The following is a 19,580-nucleotide window of genomic DNA, read 5'->3' on the forward strand; positions in this document are numbered from 1 at the left end:
GCCTGCTCAGCGGCAGACGCGGTGCGAGCGCACGATCCAGCGCCGGCCGTTCCAGACGCGGCGGGTCTCGGTCCAGCAGCGGCGGACATGCGGGCGGCCCGGGCCGTAATGCGGGCGGCCACGATGCCAGGCCTGCTGCACGAGGCCGGTTTCAGCGCCGGAAGCCAGCGCCGTGCCGGCCGAGATCGGCGCGGCGGAAGCCGGGGCGCTGCTCATGGCGGCACCGAGCAAGGTTGCTGCGCCGAACGCGGCGGCAATGATGCGGGTTGTCAACATGGGCTTAACTCCTTCGTTATCCAGCCGCCGGCCCGGCATCAAATGCTCGCCCCGAACATCGCGAGCCCAGCGGTTGTCCCGGTGGTTATCAGACCGGGTATGAACGAAACCTGTCCGGTTCCGGCCGGGCGCTTGACCCTGGCGGGCGCGAACCCTAAGCACCCCGCCATCCCTTTGTTATCGGAAGGTTGCCGGCACTTGTCCGCCCCAGCACCGCACTTGCACCCTGCCAACCCGGTTTCCTCGCCGGCGATGGACCCGACGCGCTCTTTCCAGGCGCTGCTGCTGACGCTGCAGCGCTTCTGGGCCGAGCGAGGTTGCGTCGTGCTGCAGCCTTACGACATGGAGGTCGGCGCCGGCACCTTCCACCCGGCGACGACTTTGCGTGCGCTTGGGCCCAAGCCCTGGAAGGCGGCCTATGTCCAGCCTTCGCGCCGCCCCAAGGACGGCCGCTATGGCGAGAACCCCAACCGCCTCCAGCATTATTACCAGTTCCAGGTCATCCTGAAGCCGTCGCCGCCGGACCTGCAGCAGCTCTATCTCGACTCGCTCAAGGCCATCGGCGTCGATCTCGCGCTGCATGATGTCCGCTTCGTCGAGGACGATTGGGAAAGCCCGACGCTCGGCGCATGGGGGCTCGGCTGGGAGTGCTGGTGCGACGGTATGGAGGTCAGCCAGTTCACCTATTTCCAGCAGGTCGCGGGTGTCGAATGCGCCCCGGTCGCGGGCGAGCTGACCTATGGGCTCGAGCGGCTGGCGATGTATGTCCAGGGCGTCGAGAACGTCTACGACCTCAACTTCAACGGCCTCGACGGCGAGGACCGGATTTCATACGGCGACGTCTTCCTGCAGGCCGAGCAGGAATACTCGCGGCATAATTTCGAGCACGCCAACACCGAGACGCTGTTCCGCCACTTCTCGGACGCCGAAGCCGAATGCAAGGCGCTGCTGGCTGCTGGCGAACCCGTTTCCGGCGCCAACCAGCTTCGCCACCAGCTCGCCCTGCCGGCCTATGACCAGTGCATCAAGGCGAGCCACATCTTCAATCTGCTCGATGCGCGCGGCGTGATCTCGGTCACCGAGCGCCAGAGCTATATCCTGCGCGTGCGTGAGCTCGCCAAGGCCTGCGGTGCAGCCTGGCTGAAGACCGCCGGCGGCGGAGCCATCTGATGCCCGATCTCCTGCTCGAACTCTTCTCCGAGGAAATCCCCGCGCGCATGCAGCGCAAGGCGGGCGAGGATCTGAAGAAGCTCGTCACCGATGCGCTCGTCGAGCGCGGCCTCGTCTATGAGGGCGCCAAGGCCTTCGTCACGCCGCGCCGGCTGGCGCTGCACGTCGCCGGGCTGCCGGTGCGCGGCCGCGATGTCCGCGAGGAGCGCAAGGGCCCGCGCGTCGGCGCGCCCGAGGCTGCCGTGCAGGGCTTCCTCAAGGCTGCCGGGCTGAATTCGCTCGATCAGGCGACCATCGTCAGCGATCCGAAGAAGGGCGATAGCTACGTCGCCATCATCGAGAAGCCCGGCCAGGAAACTGTCGCCGCCATCGCCGAGATCGTCCCGGCCGTGATCCGGTCCTTCCCCTGGCCGAAGTCGATGCGTTGGGGCAAGGCTTCCGCTGCCGGCGCCAGCCTGCGCTGGGTGCGCCCGCTGCATTCGATCCTCTGCACCTTCGGCGCGGAGACCGAGGACACCGAGATCGTGCCCTTCGAGGTCGACGGCATCGTCTCCGGCAACGTCACCTATGGCCACCGCTTCCATGCGCCCGGCCCGATCACGGTGAAGCGCCTCGACGACTACGTGACCTCGCTGGAGAAGGCCAAGGTCGTGCTCGATGCCGACCGGCGCAAGGAGATCATCCTCACCGACGCCCGCAACCTCGCCTTCGCGCAGGGGCTCGATCTCGTCGAGGATGAGGGGCTGCTGGAGGAGGTTGCCGGCCTCGTCGAATGGCCGGTCGTGCTGATGGGCGAATTCGAGGAGCGCTTCCTCGACATCCCCGGCGAGGCGATCCGCGCCACCATCCGCGCCAACCAGAAATGCTTCGTGCTGCGCGATCCCGCGACGGGCGCGCTCGCCAATCGCTTCATCCTGGTCTCGAACCTCCTCGCCAGCGACGGCGGCACGGCGATCACCGCCGGCAACGGCCGCGTCGTGCGCGCCCGCCTCTCCGACGCCGCCTATTTTTGGCAGACCGATCGCGGCTCGCTGCCGGACCTCGATACGCTCACGGCCAGCGCCGAGAAGCTCGGGCTCGATCTCGCCAAGCCGCTCGACCAGCGCATGGCCAAGCTCGACAAGCTCGGCGTCGTCTTCCACGCGAAGCTCGGCACGCAAGGCGAGCGCGTCCAGCGCATCGCCGCGCTGGCGAAGGAACTGGCCCCGATCGTCGGCGCCGATCCGGAAAAGGCCGAGCGCGCCGCCAAGCTCGCCAAGGCCGATTTGCCGACCGAGATGGTCGGCGAGTTCCCGGAACTGCAGGGCCTGATGGGCCGTAAATACGCCGAGCTGCAGGGCGAGGACGCCTCGGTCGCCGCCGCGGTGGAGGAGCACTACAAGCCGCTCGGTCCCTCGGACCGCGTACCGACCGATCCGGTTTCGGTCGCGGTGGCGCTGGCCGACAAGCTCGATACGCTCGTCGGGTTCTGGGCCATCGACGAGAAACCCACGGGGAGTAAGGACCCCTATGCGCTGCGACGGGCGGCGCTGGGTGTTTGCCGAATTTGCGACGAGAATAATCTGAATCGCCTTCAGCTTGAGCTGATCTTGATCCGCTCGTTCGACAGATGGCCGTCCGTCGACGGGCCTGTTGCTGCTTTTGATCTCATCGACTTCATCGTCGAGCGTTTGAAGGTCATGCTTCGTGATCGAGGCATCCCGCATGACGTTGTTGATGCAGTGTCACAGCAAGGTATTCGACGCGAGGCCATGATGCCTGGCATGGCGAATGTCAGGGTGATTTCGATCATCATTCGAACAGCTGATGCGCTCGGCCGCTTCCTCGACACAGAGGACGGCAAGAACCTGCTCGCCGGCTACAAGCGCGCCGCCAATATCCTCAAGGCCGAGGAGAAGAAGGACGGGGAGGGCGCCTTCGCCGACGCTCCGGACCTGCACCTCATCGCCGATGCCGGGCTGATCGAGGAGAAGGCGCTCGCCGTCGCGCTGGCGCAGGCCACTCCGAAGGCCGAGGCCGCCGTCGCCGCCGAGGATTACGAAGGCGCCATGGCCGCGCTGGCGGAGCTGCGCCCGGCGGTCGATGCCTTCTTCGACAAGGTCACGGTCAACGATCCCGATCCGGCCCAGCGCGCCAACCGCCTGAAGCTGCTGAACCAGCTTCGTCAGGCGACGCGCTCGGTCGCGGATTTCGACCGCATCGCGGGCTGACACACCGCCGTCATGCTCGGGCTTGACCCGAGCATCTCGGAAACCAGTGCCTTCTCGTCCTGAGATTCTCGGGTCTGCGCTTCGCTTCGCCCGAGAATGACGCCCTCGACGCCAAGCTCGCCCTTGTGCGGGCATCCACGTCTTGACCGCGACCTTCGACCGCCGAAGACGTGGATGGTCGGGACAAGCCCGACCATGACGATGGAGCTCCCCGCCAAGCACACCCACTTCGCCGGCAAAAGCTCGAACCGGAACCTATTCCCACCCTGCGACGTTCTGTCGGCGGGGCTGACATGCTGCGAATACGTCGCGGCAGGGCTCCGGGGGGCCGGCTATCGGCCGAGATAAAGGGCTTCACGCATGTCCATTCTGATTTCGCTTCTGATCACCGTTCTCGTGATCGGCCTCGTGCTCTATCTCGTGCGCATGCTGCCGCTCGACGGGCAGATCAAGAACGTCGTGCAGATCATCGTCATCGTGATCGGCATCATCTCGCTGCTGCGCTATCTCGCTGTTTTCTAAGGCGATTGACGGCGCGCCTGCGCTGGTTCACACTTCGCAAGGTCCAGAGGGCCCCGGACGTTCCCGTCTGGGGCCCTTTCCTGTTTCAGGGCGAGACCTGCGATGAACGCGCCGAACCGCACCGGCCATATCAGGCTGACCTCCCATCCCGAGCCCGGCAGCGCCGCCGTTCGCTTCCCGATCCGATGGGGCGCCCCGACCGCCGCCGAGCGCGGCCCGATCATCGCCTCGACCACAAACCCGGCCGACCGCAACGTCATCGGCGCCCATGGCGGCTCCTATTCGGTCTATCGCGCGCTCGCGATCTCGGCCCGCGCGATGAACCCCTCGCAGCGTCCCGACCTGACCAACACCTATCCCACCGCCGAGATCGCGCCGCAGCCGCAATGGGCCGATCCGAAGAAGATCGTCTCGCTCGATCCTTACGGCCACACGGTGGCGCAGGATTTCGGCAAGCTGATCGGCGAGGGCATCGATATCCGCCCTTCCATCGCAATCACCAAGGCGAGGCTCAACCTTCCCGAGATACTCGCGGCCATGGGCGCGCATCGCCTTGCCGCCGACGGGCATATCCTGCATTCCACCGGCGACATCTCCGTCACCAAGATCGCGGTCGACCCGGTCTGGTATCTGCCGGGCATCGCCGAGCGCTTCGGCACCACCGAGAACGAACTGCGCCGCACGCTCTTCGAGCAGACCGGCGGCATGTATCCCGAGCTGGTGACGCGGCCTGACCTCAAGGTCTTCCTGCCGCCGATCGGCTCGATCACCGCCTATGTCATGGGCGAGGTCTCCGGCTTGGCCGACCGCAAGACGCGCATCGCCTGCCGCGTCCATGACGAGTGCAACGGCTCGGATGTCTTCGGCTCCGACATCTGCACCTGCCGGCCCTATCTCACCCACGGCATCGAGGAATGCGTGAAGGAGGCCCAGAGCGGTGGCGTCGGCCTCATCGTCTACAACCGCAAGGAGGGCAGGGCGCTTGGCGAGGTCACCAAGTTCCTCGTCTACAACGCCCGCAAGCGCCAGGAGGGTGGCGATTCCGCCGCGACCTACTTCGAGCGCACCGAATGTGTCGCCGGCGTGCAGGATGCGCGCTTCCAGCAGCTCATGCCGGACGTATTGCACTGGCTCGGCGTCACCCGGATCGACCGGCTGATGTCGATGTCGAACATGAAATACGACGCCATGGTCGAGAGCGGCATCGAGATCGGCGAGCGCGTCGCCATCCCGCCCGAGCTGATCCCGCCCGATGCCTCCGTCGAGATCGAGGCGAAGAAGGCGGCGGGCTATTATTCGCCCGAGGGAGCACCCGGCGACAACGCGCTCAAGGCCACCGTCGGCCGCGAGCTCGACAAGTTCTGACCCCGTCCCGCCCTATCCGAGTTGATGATGCCTGACCGCGACTCCGAGGCGTTCCGCGCCCTGTTGAAACCTGCTGCCGTGCGCGAACGCGCGCGGGAGATGCTGGAACTGGGATTGTCCGGCGGGCTGCTCCATTTCAGTGTCGATCCCGAGCGGCTGGAGGCTTGCGCCGACTATGTGCTGGGGACCATTCGCGCGAATTATCCGACGCTCGAAATCCCCTTCCACGCGCGCTGGCGCCATTTCGTCGTCGCCGGGGACGATCGCTGGCAGAGACTGGATCAGGCCGCGGCCTTCTCCGACACAGGTGCACGCGGCCGCGCCGCTTATGATCTCGCCATCGTCAGCGTCCTGCTCGATGCCGGTGCGGGACCGGACTGGCGCTATCGCGACGCGGCGACCGGGACGGAGATCGGCCGCTCCGAGGGGTTGGCGCTCGCTTCGCTCGACATGTTCGCCGCCGGCCTGTTCTCCAGCGACCCGGCCGATCCCCTGCGCGCCGATGCCGACGCGCTGAAGCACCTCGATACGGCAGGGCTTGCGCAGGGATTCCAGGCCGGGACGGACAATCCGCTATTGGCGCTCGAAGGGCGTGCCGCCCTACTCAACCGCCTCGGCGAGGAGCTGGAGCGGCAGGGTTTGTCGCGCCCCGGCGAGCTTTTCGACCGCTTTGCGGCCGCCGCCGATACGGGGACGCTCCGGGCCGCCCATATGCTCGGTGAGGTCCTCGCGGTCTTCGGCGGCATCTGGCCTTCGCGCCTGACGCTGGCCGGCGTGGCGCTGGGAGACACCTGGCGGCATCCGCTGATCGCGCCCGGCGAGCCGACGGAAAGCCTGGTGCCCTTCCACAAGCTCTCGCAATGGCTGACCTATTCGCTGATCGAGCCGCTGCAATGGGCCGGCATCGCCGTCGTCGATATCGACGATCTCACCGGCCTGCCCGAATACCGCAATGGTGGGCTCTTCCTCGACAGCGGTGTCATCGCGCTCAAGGACGAGGCGGATCGGGAGAAGGCGCATGAGGTCGGCTCGCCGTTGGTGGTCGAATGGCGGGCGCTGACCGTGGCGCTGCTGGACGAGATCGGCGCCCTGGTCCGCAGGCGCCTCGGCCGTTCGCGCGAGGAATTGCCGCTCGCCAAGGTGCTTGAAGGCGGCAGCTGGGCCGCCGGGCGCCGGATCGCGCGCGAAAAGCGTGTGGATGGCGGTCCGCCCTTGACCATTGTCAGCGACGGCACGGTATTTTGAGGGTGAGCACAGCTTCGGGAAACAAAGGGGTAACCGGCGTATGATTTCGAGCCAGGACGGCGTCACCGTCGTCGATCACCCGTTGGTCCAGCACAAGCTCACGCTGATGCGCGAGAAGGATCGCTCCACCAAGAGCTTCCGCCAACTCCTCAACGAGATCGGCATGCTGCTCTGCTACGAGGTGACGCGCGATCTGCCGACCGAGAAGATCGAAATCGAGACGCCGCTGCAGAAGTCGATGCAGCCCGTCATCGCCGGCAAGAAGCTGGTCTTCGCGCCGATCCTGCGCGCCGGTGTCGGCTTCCTCGACGGCATGCTCGAGCTGGTGCCGGCAGCCCGCGTCGCCCATATCGGGCTCTACCGCGATCCCGACACGCTCCAGGCGGTCGAGTATTATTTCAAGGCGCCGTCCGACATCGCCGACCGCATGATCGTGGTGATGGACCCGATGCTGGCCACCGCGAACTCGGCTGTCGCCGCCGTCGAGCGCTTGAAGGAGCGCGGCGCCAAGGATCTGCGCTTCGTCTGCTTGCTGGCCGCGCCGGAAGGCATCGCTCACCTGCGCGGCGCCCATCCCGATGTCCGCATCTGGACGGCAGCGATCGACGAGCGCCTCAACGAGCACGGCTACATCGTGCCAGGCCTCGGCGACGCCGGAGACCGCATGTTCGGCACGCGCTGAACGGCAAAAAGGCCCGCGCCGTTTCCCGGCGCAGGCCTTCCTATAACGTTGCGACCGTCAGGCCTGCCGTCAGTCGATCACCTCGATCACGCGGCGGGTGCGCGGCTCGACGATCACGGGCTCGTCGTTCACCACCGTGTAGCGATAGCCATGCGCACCATACTCGGCCGGCACGACGTGATAGACCACTCCGCGCGACGGCAGCACTGTTCCGACTGCGACCGGCTCCGCATAGCGATACGAGCGCATATGCTGTGCCATCACATAGTTCCGGAAGCCCGGTTCGTCGCTGATCATCGTCCCACCGGCCGGGTCCCGCGTCAGGGTAGGGGCGAACATGTCCGACCCCGCAAGCGCGGGATCATGCGTGAAGCCACCGCTGGCGGGATCGCGAATGATCGGCCCCGCAGTCTGCGCAAAGGCAGTTGCGGGAAGGGCCGCGAGGACGACAGCAAAAAGAATCCGCTTCATTGTAAGTGACCTCCGATAACGCCCCGCTCTGAAAACGCCGCCACCTGGCGGCGGTTCCGGCTGTGGCGATCACCAAAAAGAGAGGCCCGCCCCCAGGGGCGGGCCTCTCGACGACTCCGAGGAGCCGTCAGGCGGTTACTGGATGATCTGAACCACGCGACGGGTCTGCGGCTCGACGATGACCGTGCGGTCGTTCACCACCGTGTAGCTGTAGTTCGAGGCGCTCGCGCCGTATTCGGCCGGCAGGCGGTGATAGGTCACGCCCTGCGCCGGCAGCACCGTGCCGACAGCGATCGGCTCGGCATAGGTATAGGACGGAACGCGCTGCTCGACGACATAGGTGCGGAATCGGGGCTCCGCCGCATCGCCGACGATGGCGCCGACGACTGCACCGCCGACGCCGCCGACGACTGCACCCACGGGGCCGCCGACGACAGCGCCGCCTACAGCACCGGCCGCCGCGCCGCTGGTCGCGCCGCCGACAGCGCCGCCCGAAGGCTGGCTCTGGGCGAAGGCAACAGCCGGGGTGATGGCGAGGGCGGCAACAAGAGCGATCTTCTTGAACATAATGTCTCTCCTTCCGAAGTGAACGTCGGCGAGACAACCGCAGCTTGGCGAAACAGTTCCCGGAAAATCGGTCACGAGATGTTAACGCCACGCAACCCGGCGGAAAAAGAACAGGCAGAACAAAGTCTTGCTTGTTCATGGCAGAACACGGACCCGCGGCTCATTCTCGCCCGCGCAGCCTGAAACGAAAACGGCGGGCCCCGAGGCCCGCCGCAAAATGCGCTCTGTCCGGCTGGATGCTTACTGCTTGGGCGCGGCCGAAAGTGCCGGCGTCAGCTTGTCGGCGTCGCGCTTGATCAGCGCGGCGAAGCCGGCAGGCGTCCGCTCCTCCGCCGTCGGCAGCACGGTGCCGAGGTCGAGCAGGCGCTTCTTGGTGCCCTCGTCGTTGAGCGCCTTGTTCAGGGCGTCGACGAGCTTGTCCACGGCCTCCTTGGCCATGCCCTTCGGCCCGGCGATGCCGTTCCAGGCTTCGATCTGGTACTCGGGCAGGCCGGCTTCCTTGGTGGTCGGGACGTCGGGCAGCGCCGGCGAGCGCTGGGCCGAGGCGATGGCGTAGGCCTTGATCGTGTTGGCGCGGACCTGCTCGGCGACGGAGACGATCTGGTCGCACATGAAGTCGACCTGGCCGGAGACGAGGTCGTTCAGTGCAGGGCCCGTGCCGCGATAGGCGACGGCGTTGATCTTCGGCGTGCCGAGGATGCCCTTCAGCAGGGTGCAGGTCGTCCAGGAGACCGAGCCGAGGCCGGCATGGGCCTCGTTCACCTTGTCCGGGTTCGCCTTCACATAGGTGACGAACTCCTTGAGGTCCTTCGGCTCGAAATTCTTGCGTGCCACGAGCAGGATCGGCGTGCCCCCGGCGAGACCGATGGTCTGCATGCCGTTGATCGGGTCGTATTTCAGGCCGGGATAGGTGGCCGGCGCCGCCGAGAAGGTGCCGAGATGGCCCATGGCGATGGTGTAGCCGTCAGGAGCGGCCGTTACGGCGCGCGCGATGCCGGTGGTGCCGCCGGCGCCGGCGACGTTCTCGATGACGATCTGCTGGCCGAGCGTCTTCGACATGTGGTCGGCGACGATGCGCGCGATGATGTCGGTCGGTCCACCCGCGGCGAAAGGCACGATCATGGTGACAGGCTTCGTCGGATATCCCTGCGCCTGCGCGCCGCCGGTGAACGCCAGCGCAGCAGCCGCAGCCAGGCCTAGAACGAGTTTCTTCATTCGGATTCCTCCCTCGATGTTGCTTGAGATGAAACTGGGGTGCCGCCGCCGGGGCGGCAACCCCGTCATTCGGTGAAGACCTCTTCGCGCTTCTTCGAGATCGAAGGCAGCAGGGCGATGGCCAGCACCAGCACCGCGACGAGCAGCAGGCCCAGCGAGATCGGCCGGTTCTGGTAGTCGATGAAGGTGTAGAACGAGCCGCGCGAGATGATCAGCGCCTGCCGGAGCTTCTCTTCCATAAGCTTGCCCAGCACGAAGCCGAGCAGCATCGGCGCGGGTTCGAAGCCGAGCTTGATCAGAAGGTAGCCGAACAGGCCGAACAACGCGGTGAATGCGACGTCGAGCGGCTGGTTGTTCACCGAGTAGATGCCGATGCAGCAGAAGATCAGGATCGCCGGGAACATCAGGCGATAGGGCACCTGCAGCAGCTTCACCCAGACGCCGACCAGCGGCAGGTTGATGACCAGCAGCATCAGGTTGCCGACCCACATCGAGGCGATCATGCCCCAGAACAGCTCGGGGTTGCGGGTCATGACCTGCGGGCCGGGGATGATGCCGTGGATCGTCATCGCGCCGACCATCAGCGCCATCACCGCGTTCGGCGGGATGCCGAGGGTGAGCAGCGGGATGAAGGCGGTCTGCGCGCCGGCGTTGTTGGCCGATTCCGGCCCCGCCACGCCCTCGATCGCGCCCTTGCCGAAGCGCGACGGATCCTTGGCGATCTTCTTCTCCACCGTGTAGCTGGCGAAGGGGCCGAGCACTGCGCCGTTGCCGGGCAGGATGCCGAGGATGCCGCCGATCGCGGTGCCGCGCAGCACCGGCGCCGTCGCCTGCTTGATGTCGTCCCAGCCCGGCAGGAGCCGGCCGATCTTGCCCTTGACAACGTCGCGCGCCTCAGGGCTTTCGAGATTGCGCAGCACCTCCGCGAAGCCGAACACGCCCATCGCCAGCACCGAGAAGTCGATGCCGTCCGAGAGCGAGGCGATGCCGAAGGTCAGGCGCTCCTGCCCGGTCTCGAGGTCGGTGCCAACGGTCGAGAACAGCAGGCCCAGCATGATCATGCAGAAGGCCTTGAGGATCGAGCCGCGCGCCAGCACGACGGCGAAGCACAGGCCCATCACCATCAGCGAGAAATACTCGGCCGGGCCGAACAGCAGCGCCATCTTGGTCAGCGGCGCGCCGAGCGCGGCGATGATCAGCGTCGCCACGCAGCCGGCGAAGAAGGAGCCGATGGCCGCCGTGCCGAGCGCCACGCCGGCGCGGCCCTGCCTGGCCATCTGGTGGCCGTCGAGCGTGGTGACGACGGAGGTCGCCTCACCGGGGATGTTGACCAGGATCGCGGTGGTCGAGCCGCCATACTGTGCGCCGTAATAGATGCCGGCGAGCATGATCAGCGCGCCCGTCGGATCGAGTCCGAAGGTGATCGGCAGCAGGATCGAGATCGTCGCGATCGGACCGACGCCGGGCAGCACGCCGATCAAAGTGCCGACGAGGCAGCCGACGAAGCAGAGGCCGATGTTCTTCAGTGTCAGAGCGACGCCGAAGCCCAGCGCGAGATTGGAGAACATGTCCATCGGTCAGATCCCCAGCAGCCAGGGCGCGAGCGGGATCGGCAGCGACAGCGCGTATTTGAACAGGAGGATGCAGCCGGCGGACATCGCCACCGCGAAGATCAGCAGCTCCTTGAGCTTGCGGTCGTCGGCGGCGAGGCCGGAGAAGAAGATCAGCAGCGGACCGGAGACGAGCAGCCCCAGCGCCGGGAACCGGATCGGACCGATCTCAAAGCCGCGGATGGTCAGTCCGAACAGGCAGGCGCCGCCGAGCGCGAAGAAAACGCCGCGCCAGGACCAGCCCTGCAGCTTCTCGCCGTTGTAACGCAGCGAGGCGAGGGCAAGCATCACCCCCAGCGCGCCGCAGATCACGGCGAAGGTCTTGGGCAGCATCCCCGGCCCGAGCTGGCGCAGCGTGCCGGCCGGCAGGTCCCAGGTGAAGATGAAGGCACCGAGCGCCAGCAGGATCATGAACAGGCCGCCGGCCAGATCCTGCGTCGATCGTACGCGCAGGCCCTGCGCCTGTTCTATCTGATTGAGACTCATCAGGCTCCTCCGACTGGCGACCCGGTTCGGGCTGTCCGTTTCTGCGATTTGGGGGAAGGGGTGAAGGAAAGGGTCTGGCGATCGTCGAGCAGGGTCACGCTTTCCCTCAGGATCGCAAGAAAATCGTCGCGCGCCGGCAGTTTCTGCTGGGGACGCCAGGCGACGCCGACGAGAGCGCCGGGCGGCGGCGGGTCGAGAAGGGCGCCGCGCAGGCGCCGCATCGTCACGCCGGGGAAGGACAGCCGCGACACCCAGTCCGGCGCCAGGGCCATGCCGAGCCCGGCTGCGACCGCCGACATCATCGCCGGCTTCTCGGTCGCCTCGATCGTCACGTTCGGCACCGCGCCGACGCTCTCGAAATAGGCCATGACCAGATCGTAGGCGTAGGGGCGGATGCGCTTCGACGGCACGACGAAAGGCTCGCCGACGAGATCGAGCATGGTCAGGTGCTCGCGGGCGGCGAGGGGATGGGCCTCGTTCAGCACCACGAGCGGGCGCTCCACCCGCAGGATCTCGAAGGCGCAATCGGTCGGCTTGCGTGGCGGGCGGGTCAACGCGAGGTCGAGCTTGCCGGATTCGAGCATCTGGACCAGCGCCGCCGTCATCGCCTCGACGAACTTGATCTCGATGCCGGGGAAGCGTGTCCGGAAGGCCACCAGCGCCTCGGGCACGAAGCTCGAAGACGCCGCGTCGATCGCCCCGACGCGCAGGATCTTGCCTGAGGCGAGCGAAGCCTCGCGCACCGCGCGGGTGGCATGCTCCATCTTGACGAGGATGCCCTTGGCTTCCTCGAGCATGATCAGCCCGGCCCGGGTCATGGCGACCTGTCGGGTCGTGCGGGTCAGCAGGCTGACGCCGAGTTCATCCTCGAGGGCACTGATCTGGCGGGACAGGGCGGGAGGCGCGACGCCGAGCCGCTCGGCCGCCCGGCCGAAATGCAGCTCTTCCGCGACCGCGATGAAACATCGCAGCTGCCGCACATCCATGGCCGTCCCCTGTTCCCCGGTACCGCTTGCCCGCGATATCTCTCGGTGGGCCGTGCCCAATAGCGACTCCAGCCGACAAGTCGACCCTAGAGCAATTCATAATTTTTTGGCAATAAAGTCTTTGGTCCTAGGCAGGCCTGGCGCGGGCCATCCTGAACAGGCGTCCGTCGATCAGGGCGAGGCCGGCGGCGATGGCCGCCATCCCCCAGAAGTGCCGTGCCAGCAGCGCTTCTCCGAGGAAAACCGAGCCGAGCAGGATGGCACTCACGGGGATGAGGAAGGTCACCAGGGTGACGTTGGTGCCACCGGCCCGGCGCATGATCCGGAAGAAGATGACATAGGCCAGCGCCGTCGAGAGCAGCGCCAGTCCGACCAAGGACAGCGCGACCTTGGTGCTCGGCACCGGCAGCAGCCAGGGCGGGTGGAAGAAAATGACCAGTGGTATCGTCATCAATGTCGTCGCGCTGACCTGGCCGGCAGCGCTGACGAGCGGCGGCATCCCGCGGAAGCGGCGTCCGAAAAGCGCGGCGAAGCCGTAGGACAGCGCAGCGGCGAGGCAGGCGAGCTGCGGCAGCAGCGCCCCGCTGACGCCATGGACCGCGTCAGGCCCCATCAGGATCGCGACGCCGACGATGCCCGCGCCGACACCGGCGAGCTTGAGCCCGCCCGCTTTCTCGTCCGGCGCGAACAGATGCGCGACGACGACGCCGAAGAGCGGGGTCGTGGCATTGATGATCGAGGCGAGGCCGCTGGCGATCTGGGTCTGGCCCCAGAAGATCAGGCCGAACGGGATCAGGTTGTTGAGCAGGCCCATGCCGAAGAAGGCGAGCCACATCCGCCCGCCGACACGCATCGATAGGCCTGACAGCCTGACTACGAGGAGCAGCGCGATGGCGGCCATGCCGACGCGGGCGAGCACGACGGCGAGCGGCGGCCATTCGGCGACGGCGATCTTGCCGAAGAAGAACGAGGCACCCCAGAGCAGGGAGAGCAGCAGGAGCAGCAGCCAGTCGCTCAGGTCCATGACGGGTTGCGGAGCGGGGGAGGACGACATGGTGAACCTGCTGAACAATAACGAGCCGGAGCGATAGGCTCGCCCCGGCTCTTCCTCCACCCGTTTCCTGTATCAGGCGGCTTCTGCGTCGCGCGCCTGCCACATCGCCTGGAAGGCCGGCCGTGCCTGGCAGGCATCGAGCCAGGCCTTGACGCGCGGAGCGGCCTCGAAGAGCTGCGTTGCGGGCTTCGCGTAGCGGATGATCTCGGCGACGTTGATGTCGGCGACTGTGAAGCGGCCGCCCATCACGTAGCCGTTGTTCTCGGCCAGCGTCTTGTCGAGCACGGCGAAGGGGCCGGGCAGGGCGGCCAGGGCAGCATCGACCAGCTCGGGCTTGCGCTTCTCCGGCGGATAGGCGGCGAGGTGGAACTGCAGGTTGAGCGCGTGGGTCTCGCACTCGGTCGCCGCCCAGAGCGCCCACATCACCGCGAGCCCCTCTTCCTGCGCGTTCTGCGGCGCGAGCGGGCCACCATGCTTGCGCGCCAGATAGAGGTTGATCGCCAGCGATTCGTGCAGCTTGAAACCGTTGTCGTCGATGCTGGGGATATGGCCGTTGGGGTTGATCTTCAGGAACTCGGCGCTGCGCGTGTGCAGCGGCACTCCCGGCGCCGCCGGATCGGGGAGGCGATAGGCCTGGATCACCGGCACATGGCTGAACGGCAGGCCGAGCTCGTTGGCGAGCCAGATGACGCGCGTGGCGCGCGAACGATAGCAACCATAGATCGTTAGGGTCATCGGCGGGATTCCAGTGAGAAATGGCGGACCGTCGGCGGAGGTGGCGCAGGGCGCCGATTCCGTCGCCGCGACCTTAGGCGCGCGATGGCGCTGAGCCAATGCGGATGATCGGGGGCAACGCGCCGAAAAAACCGTTTGACGCAGGCGTTTGGCGGGTGCATTGGCCTCCTGCTCCCGGCCTTCGTGGCCGGCTGCTCACAGGAAACTTCAACCCGATGCCAAGCGACAGTCCCAGCCGACAGTCGAAGCCGTCTGCCGCCGCTTCGCGCGCCTGACCGGGTTGCCCGGCTCGCCTGCGATCCGGCCATGACGGCCCGATCGCAAGGAATAGAGCCATGAACGATACCGCCGCCACGACGGACCTCCTTGCCGTGACGCTGGCCCAGACGCTGGCGCAAGAGCATGTCGCCGACATCGTCGAGACGCTGAACGAGCAGGACGACGCGACCATCGCGCATGTCCTGGCCGAATTGCCTTTCGATCGCGCCGTCGAGGCACTCGACCAGCCGGAATTCACCGCCGCCGCCGAGGCGCTGGCCTTGCTGCCCGACGGGCGCGCTGGCGCGCTGCTCTCGGCCATGTCGGCGGACCGCACTGCCGACGTCTTCCAGGAATTCGACGAAGAGACCCGTCAGCGCCTGAGCGGCCGTATCGACCGCCAGACCCGCTCCGACCTCAACAAGCTGCTGGCTTATCCCGAGCACAGCGCCGGCTCGATCATGACGACAGAGTTCGTCAGCGTGCCCAGCAACTGGTCGGTGCAGCAGGCGCTCGACCATATCCGCCGCGTCGAGCGCTCGCGCGAGACCGTCTACGCCATCTATGTGCTCGATTCCGTGACGCGGAAGCTGGTCCGGGCCGTCTCGCTGCGGCGCCTGATCAGCGGCGACCCCGAGGCTCCCGTCGAATCGGTCGTGCCGGCGCACAAGCCGATCACCGTTGCGCCCGAGGTCGATCGCGAGGACGTTGCGCGCCTGATCACCAAATACGACCTGCTGGCCGTTCCCGTCGTCGATGCCGACGACCACGTCGTCGGCATCGTCACCTTCGACGACGTCATCGACGCGATGATCGCCGAGACGACGGAGGACGTGCAGAAGCTCGGCGGCATGGAGGCCCTCGACCAGCCCTATAATGAGATCGGCTTCCTTTCGATGATACGGAAGCGTGCCGGCTGGCTCTCGATCCTGCTGGTCGGCGAGATGCTGACCGCCTCTGTCATGCAGTACTTTGAGGGCGAGCTCGAGAAGGCGATCGTGCTGACGCTGTTTATCCCGCTGATCATGAGCTCGGGCGGCAATTCCGGCTCGCAGGCGACCTCGCTGATCATCCGGGCGCTGGCGCTGCGCGAGGTCACGCTGAAGGATTGGTGGCGGATCGCACTGCGCGAACTGCCGACAGGTCTCACGCTCGGCGCCATTCTCGGCGTCATCGGCGTTGTCAGAATCATCGTGTGGCAGTGGCTCGGCTTCTACGATTACGGGCCGCACTGGATGCTGGTGGCGGCGACTGTCGGCGGCGCGCTGGTCGGCATCGTCACCTTCGGCTCGCTCGCCGGCTCGATGCTGCCCTTCGCGCTGAAGCGGCTCGGCTTCGACCCCGCCAGCGCCTCCGCGCCCTTCGTGGCGACGCTGGTCGATGTCACCGGGCTGGTGATCTATTTCGGTGTGGCCGCCGCGATCCTGACCGGAACGCTGTTGTAGCGGCACGCTCTTCAAGTGCAACCGTGCCGTCATTCCGGGGCATCGCGTCAGCGATGAGCCCGGAACCCAGAGCCGACGCCGATTCTGGTCAAGGCGCAGGCCCGGCCGTGTTCAAATGAAACAGGGCATCGGTTCTGGGTTCCGGGCTCGGGCCTTCCGCCCGCCCCGGAATGACGGCTCGCGTTTGTGTATCGTCAGCTCGCCAGCACGCGCTGCGGGGGGAAGGTGATCTCGACCAGCGTGCCTTCCTTCTTGACTGATGTGATCGACATCGCGGCGCGGTTTGCCTCGACCAGCGCCTTGGTCAGCGGTAGGCCGAGGCCGGTGCCGCCCGCGCGCCGCGTCGTCGGCACCTGCCGGAAGGGCTCGAGCGCAAGCTTCAGCTCGTCGTCATCCATGCCGATGCCGGTATCGCGCACCCGCAGGATTGCCTCGCCCTGGTCGCCGAGCGCGGTCGAGATGATCACCTGCCCGCCGGCATCGGTGAACTTTACCGCGTTGGAGAGCAGGTTGATCGCGATCTGCCGGATGGAACGCTCGTCGGCGACGACCGGCGGCAGTTTCGGCGACAGGCCGGAGCGCAGCACGACGCGTCCGCGTTGCGCCTCGGGCTGCAGCAGCGAGACGGTCGACAGCGCGATCTCGTTCAGGTTGACGCTGACGAAATCGAGGTCGAGCTTGCCGGCCTCGATCTTGGCGAGATCGAGCAGGTCGTTGACCAGGCTGATGACGTAGCCGCCGGACTGGTGGATGTCGCGCAGATATTCCTTGTAGCGCTCGTTGGCGATCGGCCCGAAGCGTTCCTCCGCCATCACCTCGGCAAAGCCGATGATGGCGTTGAGCGGGGTGCGGATCTCATGGCTGATCTTGGCGAGCACGTCGGATTTCTGTGCGCTCGCCATTTCCGCAGCCTTGCGCGCGTCGACCAGCTCGCCCTCGGTCTTCTTCCAGGCGGTGATGTCTCGCAGCACCGCGCAGAAGCGCGGCTCGGCCCCATGCGCGATCTGGCCCATGGTCATGAATAGCGGGATCTTGCCGCCCTGGCGCACCCGGCCCTGCACCTCGCGCCCGTCGTTCAGCACCGAGGCGACGCCGCCGCCCTTGAGGCCTTCGAGATAATCGAGCGCCGGCGCATGGCTCTCGCTGGCGAAGAGCAGCGTGAACAATTCACCCGTGACCTCGCGCTGGTCATAGCCGAACAGCGCCTCGGCCGCCTTGTTCAGCGCCAGGATGCGCCCGCGATCATCGACCGTGACGACGCCGTCAGTCGCCGTATCGAGCATGGCGGTGAGTTCGTCGATGCGGGCATCGCGGGTCTCGGCGTCGAGCCTGAGCGCCTCGACACGCGCCGCCGATTCGGATTCCTCGGCAGCGAACTCGGCCGCAAGCTCGGCTTCGTCCGCCTCTTCCGGCGTCAGTACCTTGACCTCGCCGCCGCCATTGGGATGGCGGAAGGCCATCAGCGTCGCCGGTTCGTCCTGCCAGCTCACGCTGGAAAGGATGGCATCGACGCTGACAAGATGGCCGCGGCGATCGATCAGCGTCATCGCGCCACCTTCGGCGCGCGAGGCTTCCTTGATAAGGCGGCTGACATTGCCGCCGGCCTTCAAATCGGCGAGGTCGGCAAAGTCGAGCAGGTCGAGCAGCGTGCGGTTGGCGTAGAGCGCCTCGTCGCCGCGGTTCACCAGGACGGCGACGGGCAGACGGTCGAGCACATCGGCATGGGAGTTGCGCTGCCGTGCGGGCGCGACGGCAGAGTCCGCTTCGGCTCCCGCCTTCTCTGCTGCGGCGGCCGCCTCTTCGCGTTCCTTGACCTGCAGCGGCGCGACGGGCGGCAGCCTTGGGCCGACTGTTTCCTCGTCGCCGGCCAGCCGTGCGCCCAGCGCCTTAGCGATCTCGCGGAAGGCATTGCGCTCGGCCGAGCTGAGGTGAGGCTTCGACGGCTCCAGAACGGGCCGCAGCGTGGTCAGCGTGCCGTTACGGAGCGGGACGATGTTGCCGCCCGGTGCCGCAGCCTCGGCCGCAGGCTGCTCGTCGCCAAGCCATTCGGCCGGCTGAATCTCGGGTTCGTCGTCTTCAGCCGGATTCGCGAGCGGCGTGGCAACGTCTTCGTCGGCATGGCTCTCCGCTTCCAGCTGCTCATGCTGATCAGCGGCGTCTTCGGCGAGGGGCTTGGGAATGTCGTCGGCGTGCGCCGGTAGAGCAGCCGCCTCGAGCGCGATTTCCGTAGCGGTTGCAGGCTCTTCCTGCCGGCCCGCCTTGTCATCCTCCGCAGCCGGGGCTTCCGCTTCCGGCAGGTCGAGGGCGGCTTCCGGCGCGGCGAAAGGCTCGCGCTCGTTCAGGCGGGCGATGCCGAAGCCGCGAAATCCGGCGAGAGCACGTCCGGCATCGAGAAGCGGCACGCCCGAGAGCTCGACGCGTGCGCCTTCGCCGGGCGTATCCGTCTGCCAGAGCAGGGCGTGTCCGCTCCAGGTCGCCGCCGTGGCGAGCCGCTCCGCCAGCCCGCCGTCGCGGTCGAGAACGGTGGAGCCGAGGAGATCGTGCCAGCTTTTGCCGGCCAGCCCGGCTGCGGCCTCTGCGCCGGTCAGGGCTGCGATTTGGTCGGAGACGCTGGTCAGCATCCCCTCGCGGTCGCTCTGCCAGAGAAAGCGAATCATCGCCGGACGCGCCGGCGCGGCGGCTTCGACCTCGGCCGGCGGTGTAGGGGGCGTCGCGATCGTAGCGGCTGCCGCCGGCTCGCTGGACTGGGGAATCGCGATGCCCAGCCGGCGCAACTCGGCTGCCGACACGACGACCGCCAGGATCGTTTGTCCATCGGGGCAGGACAGGAGTTTGCAGCCGCAGGTCACGGGCAGGGCGGCGAAGCCCGAAGTCAGGCGCAGCCTTTCGAGGCGGATGCCGGCCATGGAGGCCAGGCCGCCGGCGAGGGCATCGAGGCGCTGCCGCGCTTGATTCGGAACGACGATTTCAGCGGTCTTGCCGCCGAGCAGAGCCTGGCCGGCGGCGTTGGCGAAGCCGGGGCGTCCGGCGTCGGCATCCCAGAGCAGCAGGGCGCCGCCCGCGGCAAAGGTCGCAAGGGCGGCGTCATCAGCCGCCGCCGCTCCCCGTCGCGCCCAGTCCTGTCCGGATTCGCTCATGCTTGCCTGCTCGTTCAATCCGCGCCCGTTATGCCTAACAAACCTTTAATAGCTCCCAAATGGCCGCAAATCCATGGAACCAAAGATCGCTCTCCCGCTTCTCCTCGAAACAGCGTTAACATGGGCGGCGTCGCGATAGGTCACGC

At 66.9% G+C, this 19,580-nt stretch carries 17 protein-coding genes; 7 read left to right on the forward strand and 10 right to left on the reverse strand.

The window, feature by feature from the left end; all coding sequences use genetic code 11:
- Positions 1 to 6: 6 nt before the first annotated feature.
- A complete protein-coding gene (locus AC2FAN_RS12630; RefSeq protein ID WP_265052257.1) occupies positions 7 to 276 on the reverse strand; it encodes a hypothetical protein in 270 nt (89 codons plus the stop codon).
- Positions 277 to 528: 252 nt separating this feature from the next.
- On the opposite strand from AC2FAN_RS12630, the gene AC2FAN_RS12635 reads away from it, so the two are divergent.
- From AC2FAN_RS12635 to upp, 6 genes are all read left to right on the forward strand, one after another.
- Positions 529 to 1,446, forward strand: a complete 918-nt coding sequence (locus AC2FAN_RS12635) for a glycine--tRNA ligase subunit alpha (RefSeq protein ID WP_485174582.1) — start codon at positions 529 to 531, stop codon at positions 1,444 to 1,446.
- Positions 1,446 to 3,656 (forward strand): glycine--tRNA ligase subunit beta, encoded by a 2,211-nt coding sequence (gene glyS / locus AC2FAN_RS12640; protein ID WP_476805059.1) that lies wholly within the window; start codon positions 1,446 to 1,448, stop codon positions 3,654 to 3,656. The genes AC2FAN_RS12635 and glyS overlap by 1 nt, the downstream gene beginning before the upstream one ends.
- Before the next feature lie 360 nt (positions 3,657 to 4,016).
- Complete coding sequence (locus AC2FAN_RS12645; protein ID WP_091855869.1) at positions 4,017 to 4,178, forward strand: Thivi_2564 family membrane protein; 162 nt, start codon at positions 4,017 to 4,019, stop codon at positions 4,176 to 4,178.
- Between the two features lie 102 nt (positions 4,179 to 4,280).
- The gene (locus AC2FAN_RS12650) at positions 4,281 to 5,543 is read left to right on the forward strand and encodes a GTP cyclohydrolase II (protein ID WP_485174383.1); all 1,263 of its coding nucleotides are present in this window, start codon (positions 4,281 to 4,283) and stop codon (positions 5,541 to 5,543) included.
- A 27-nt stretch (positions 5,544 to 5,570) separates the two neighbouring features.
- Positions 5,571 to 6,788: a URC4/urg3 family protein gene (locus AC2FAN_RS12655; RefSeq protein WP_485174385.1), complete on the forward strand. Its 1,218-nt coding sequence runs from the start codon at positions 5,571 to 5,573 to the stop codon at positions 6,786 to 6,788.
- Positions 6,789 to 6,828: 40 nt separating this feature from the next.
- The gene (gene upp / locus AC2FAN_RS12660) at positions 6,829 to 7,470 is read left to right on the forward strand and encodes a uracil phosphoribosyltransferase (RefSeq protein WP_485174387.1); all 642 of its coding nucleotides are present in this window, start codon (positions 6,829 to 6,831) and stop codon (positions 7,468 to 7,470) included.
- Positions 7,471 to 7,539: 69 nt separating this feature from the next.
- Here the strand turns inward: upp and AC2FAN_RS12665 are convergent, their stop codons facing one another.
- From AC2FAN_RS12665 to AC2FAN_RS12700, 8 genes are all read right to left on the reverse strand, one after another.
- Positions 7,540 to 7,941, reverse strand: a complete 402-nt coding sequence (locus AC2FAN_RS12665) for a DUF1236 domain-containing protein (RefSeq protein WP_265052262.1) — start codon at positions 7,939 to 7,941, stop codon at positions 7,540 to 7,542.
- Positions 7,942 to 8,076: 135 nt separating this feature from the next.
- Complete coding sequence (locus AC2FAN_RS12670; RefSeq protein ID WP_265052263.1) at positions 8,077 to 8,508, reverse strand: DUF1236 domain-containing protein; 432 nt, start codon at positions 8,506 to 8,508, stop codon at positions 8,077 to 8,079.
- 240 nt (positions 8,509 to 8,748) lie between these two features.
- Entirely contained in the window at positions 8,749 to 9,723 is a 975-nt protein-coding gene (locus AC2FAN_RS12675; RefSeq protein ID WP_485174389.1) for a tripartite tricarboxylate transporter substrate-binding protein, read from the reverse strand.
- Positions 9,724 to 9,788: 65 nt separating this feature from the next.
- Positions 9,789 to 11,297 carry a tripartite tricarboxylate transporter permease gene (locus AC2FAN_RS12680; RefSeq protein ID WP_265052265.1) on the reverse strand — a complete coding sequence of 503 codons (1,509 nt, stop codon included), beginning with the start codon at positions 11,295 to 11,297 and terminating at the stop codon, positions 9,789 to 9,791.
- A gap of 3 nt (positions 11,298 to 11,300) precedes the next feature.
- Positions 11,301 to 11,819 carry a tripartite tricarboxylate transporter TctB family protein gene (locus tag AC2FAN_RS12685; RefSeq protein ID WP_265052266.1) on the reverse strand — a complete coding sequence of 173 codons (519 nt, stop codon included), beginning with the start codon at positions 11,817 to 11,819 and terminating at the stop codon, positions 11,301 to 11,303.
- Positions 11,819 to 12,805, reverse strand: coding sequence for a LysR family transcriptional regulator (locus tag AC2FAN_RS12690; protein WP_265052267.1), 987 nt, complete (start codon positions 12,803 to 12,805; stop codon positions 11,819 to 11,821). The genes AC2FAN_RS12685 and AC2FAN_RS12690 overlap by 1 nt, the downstream gene beginning before the upstream one ends.
- A 127-nt stretch (positions 12,806 to 12,932) precedes the next feature.
- On the reverse strand, positions 12,933 to 13,859 hold the full coding sequence (locus tag AC2FAN_RS12695) for a DMT family transporter (protein WP_265052268.1): 927 nt from the start codon (positions 13,857 to 13,859) through the stop codon (positions 12,933 to 12,935).
- Positions 13,860 to 13,931: 72 nt separating this feature from the next.
- A complete protein-coding gene (locus AC2FAN_RS12700) occupies positions 13,932 to 14,594 on the reverse strand; it encodes a glutathione S-transferase family protein (protein ID WP_265052269.1) in 663 nt (220 codons plus the stop codon).
- Positions 14,595 to 14,929: 335 nt separating this feature from the next.
- Between AC2FAN_RS12700 and mgtE the strand changes: the two genes are divergently transcribed.
- Complete coding sequence (mgtE, locus tag AC2FAN_RS12705; RefSeq protein WP_485174392.1) at positions 14,930 to 16,297, forward strand: magnesium transporter; 1,368 nt, start codon at positions 14,930 to 14,932, stop codon at positions 16,295 to 16,297.
- 194 nt (positions 16,298 to 16,491) lie between these two features.
- Here mgtE and AC2FAN_RS12710 read toward each other — a convergent pair whose 3' ends face one another.
- Entirely contained in the window at positions 16,492 to 19,434 is a 2,943-nt protein-coding gene (locus tag AC2FAN_RS12710; RefSeq protein ID WP_485174394.1) for a sensor histidine kinase, read from the reverse strand.
- Positions 19,435 to 19,580 lie beyond the last annotated feature (146 nt).

Source organism: Allobosea sp. RIT-PG3_2, from assembly GCF_057321085.1.

Excerpts from the sequence above, each read along its gene's own strand:
- AC2FAN_RS12630 (WP_265052257.1), bottom strand. The coding sequence starts at position 276 with ATGTTGACAACCCGCATCATTGCCGCCGCGTTCGGCGCAGCAACCTTG.
- AC2FAN_RS12635 (WP_485174582.1), top strand. The coding sequence starts at position 529 with ATGGACCCGACGCGCTCTTTCCAGGCGCTGCTGCTGACGCTGCAGCGC.
- glyS (WP_476805059.1), top strand. The coding sequence starts at position 1,446 with ATGCCCGATCTCCTGCTCGAACTCTTCTCCGAGGAAATCCCCGCGCGC.
- AC2FAN_RS12645 (WP_091855869.1), top strand. The coding sequence starts at position 4,017 with ATGTCCATTCTGATTTCGCTTCTGATCACCGTTCTCGTGATCGGCCTC.
- AC2FAN_RS12650 (WP_485174383.1), top strand. The coding sequence starts at position 4,281 with ATGAACGCGCCGAACCGCACCGGCCATATCAGGCTGACCTCCCATCCC.
- AC2FAN_RS12655 (WP_485174385.1), top strand. The coding sequence starts at position 5,571 with ATGCCTGACCGCGACTCCGAGGCGTTCCGCGCCCTGTTGAAACCTGCT.
- upp (WP_485174387.1), top strand. The coding sequence starts at position 6,829 with ATGATTTCGAGCCAGGACGGCGTCACCGTCGTCGATCACCCGTTGGTC.
- AC2FAN_RS12665 (WP_265052262.1), bottom strand. The coding sequence starts at position 7,941 with ATGAAGCGGATTCTTTTTGCTGTCGTCCTCGCGGCCCTTCCCGCAACT.
- AC2FAN_RS12670 (WP_265052263.1), bottom strand. The coding sequence starts at position 8,508 with ATGTTCAAGAAGATCGCTCTTGTTGCCGCCCTCGCCATCACCCCGGCT.
- AC2FAN_RS12675 (WP_485174389.1), bottom strand. The coding sequence starts at position 9,723 with ATGAAGAAACTCGTTCTAGGCCTGGCTGCGGCTGCTGCGCTGGCGTTC.
- AC2FAN_RS12680 (WP_265052265.1), bottom strand. The coding sequence starts at position 11,297 with ATGGACATGTTCTCCAATCTCGCGCTGGGCTTCGGCGTCGCTCTGACA.
- AC2FAN_RS12685 (WP_265052266.1), bottom strand. The coding sequence starts at position 11,819 with ATGAGTCTCAATCAGATAGAACAGGCGCAGGGCCTGCGCGTACGATCG.
- AC2FAN_RS12690 (WP_265052267.1), bottom strand. The coding sequence starts at position 12,805 with ATGGATGTGCGGCAGCTGCGATGTTTCATCGCGGTCGCGGAAGAGCTG.
- AC2FAN_RS12695 (WP_265052268.1), bottom strand. The coding sequence starts at position 13,859 with ATGTCGTCCTCCCCCGCTCCGCAACCCGTCATGGACCTGAGCGACTGG.
- AC2FAN_RS12700 (WP_265052269.1), bottom strand. The coding sequence starts at position 14,594 with ATGACCCTAACGATCTATGGTTGCTATCGTTCGCGCGCCACGCGCGTC.
- mgtE (WP_485174392.1), top strand. The coding sequence starts at position 14,930 with ATGAACGATACCGCCGCCACGACGGACCTCCTTGCCGTGACGCTGGCC.
- AC2FAN_RS12710 (WP_485174394.1), bottom strand. The coding sequence starts at position 19,434 with ATGAGCGAATCCGGACAGGACTGGGCGCGACGGGGAGCGGCGGCGGCT.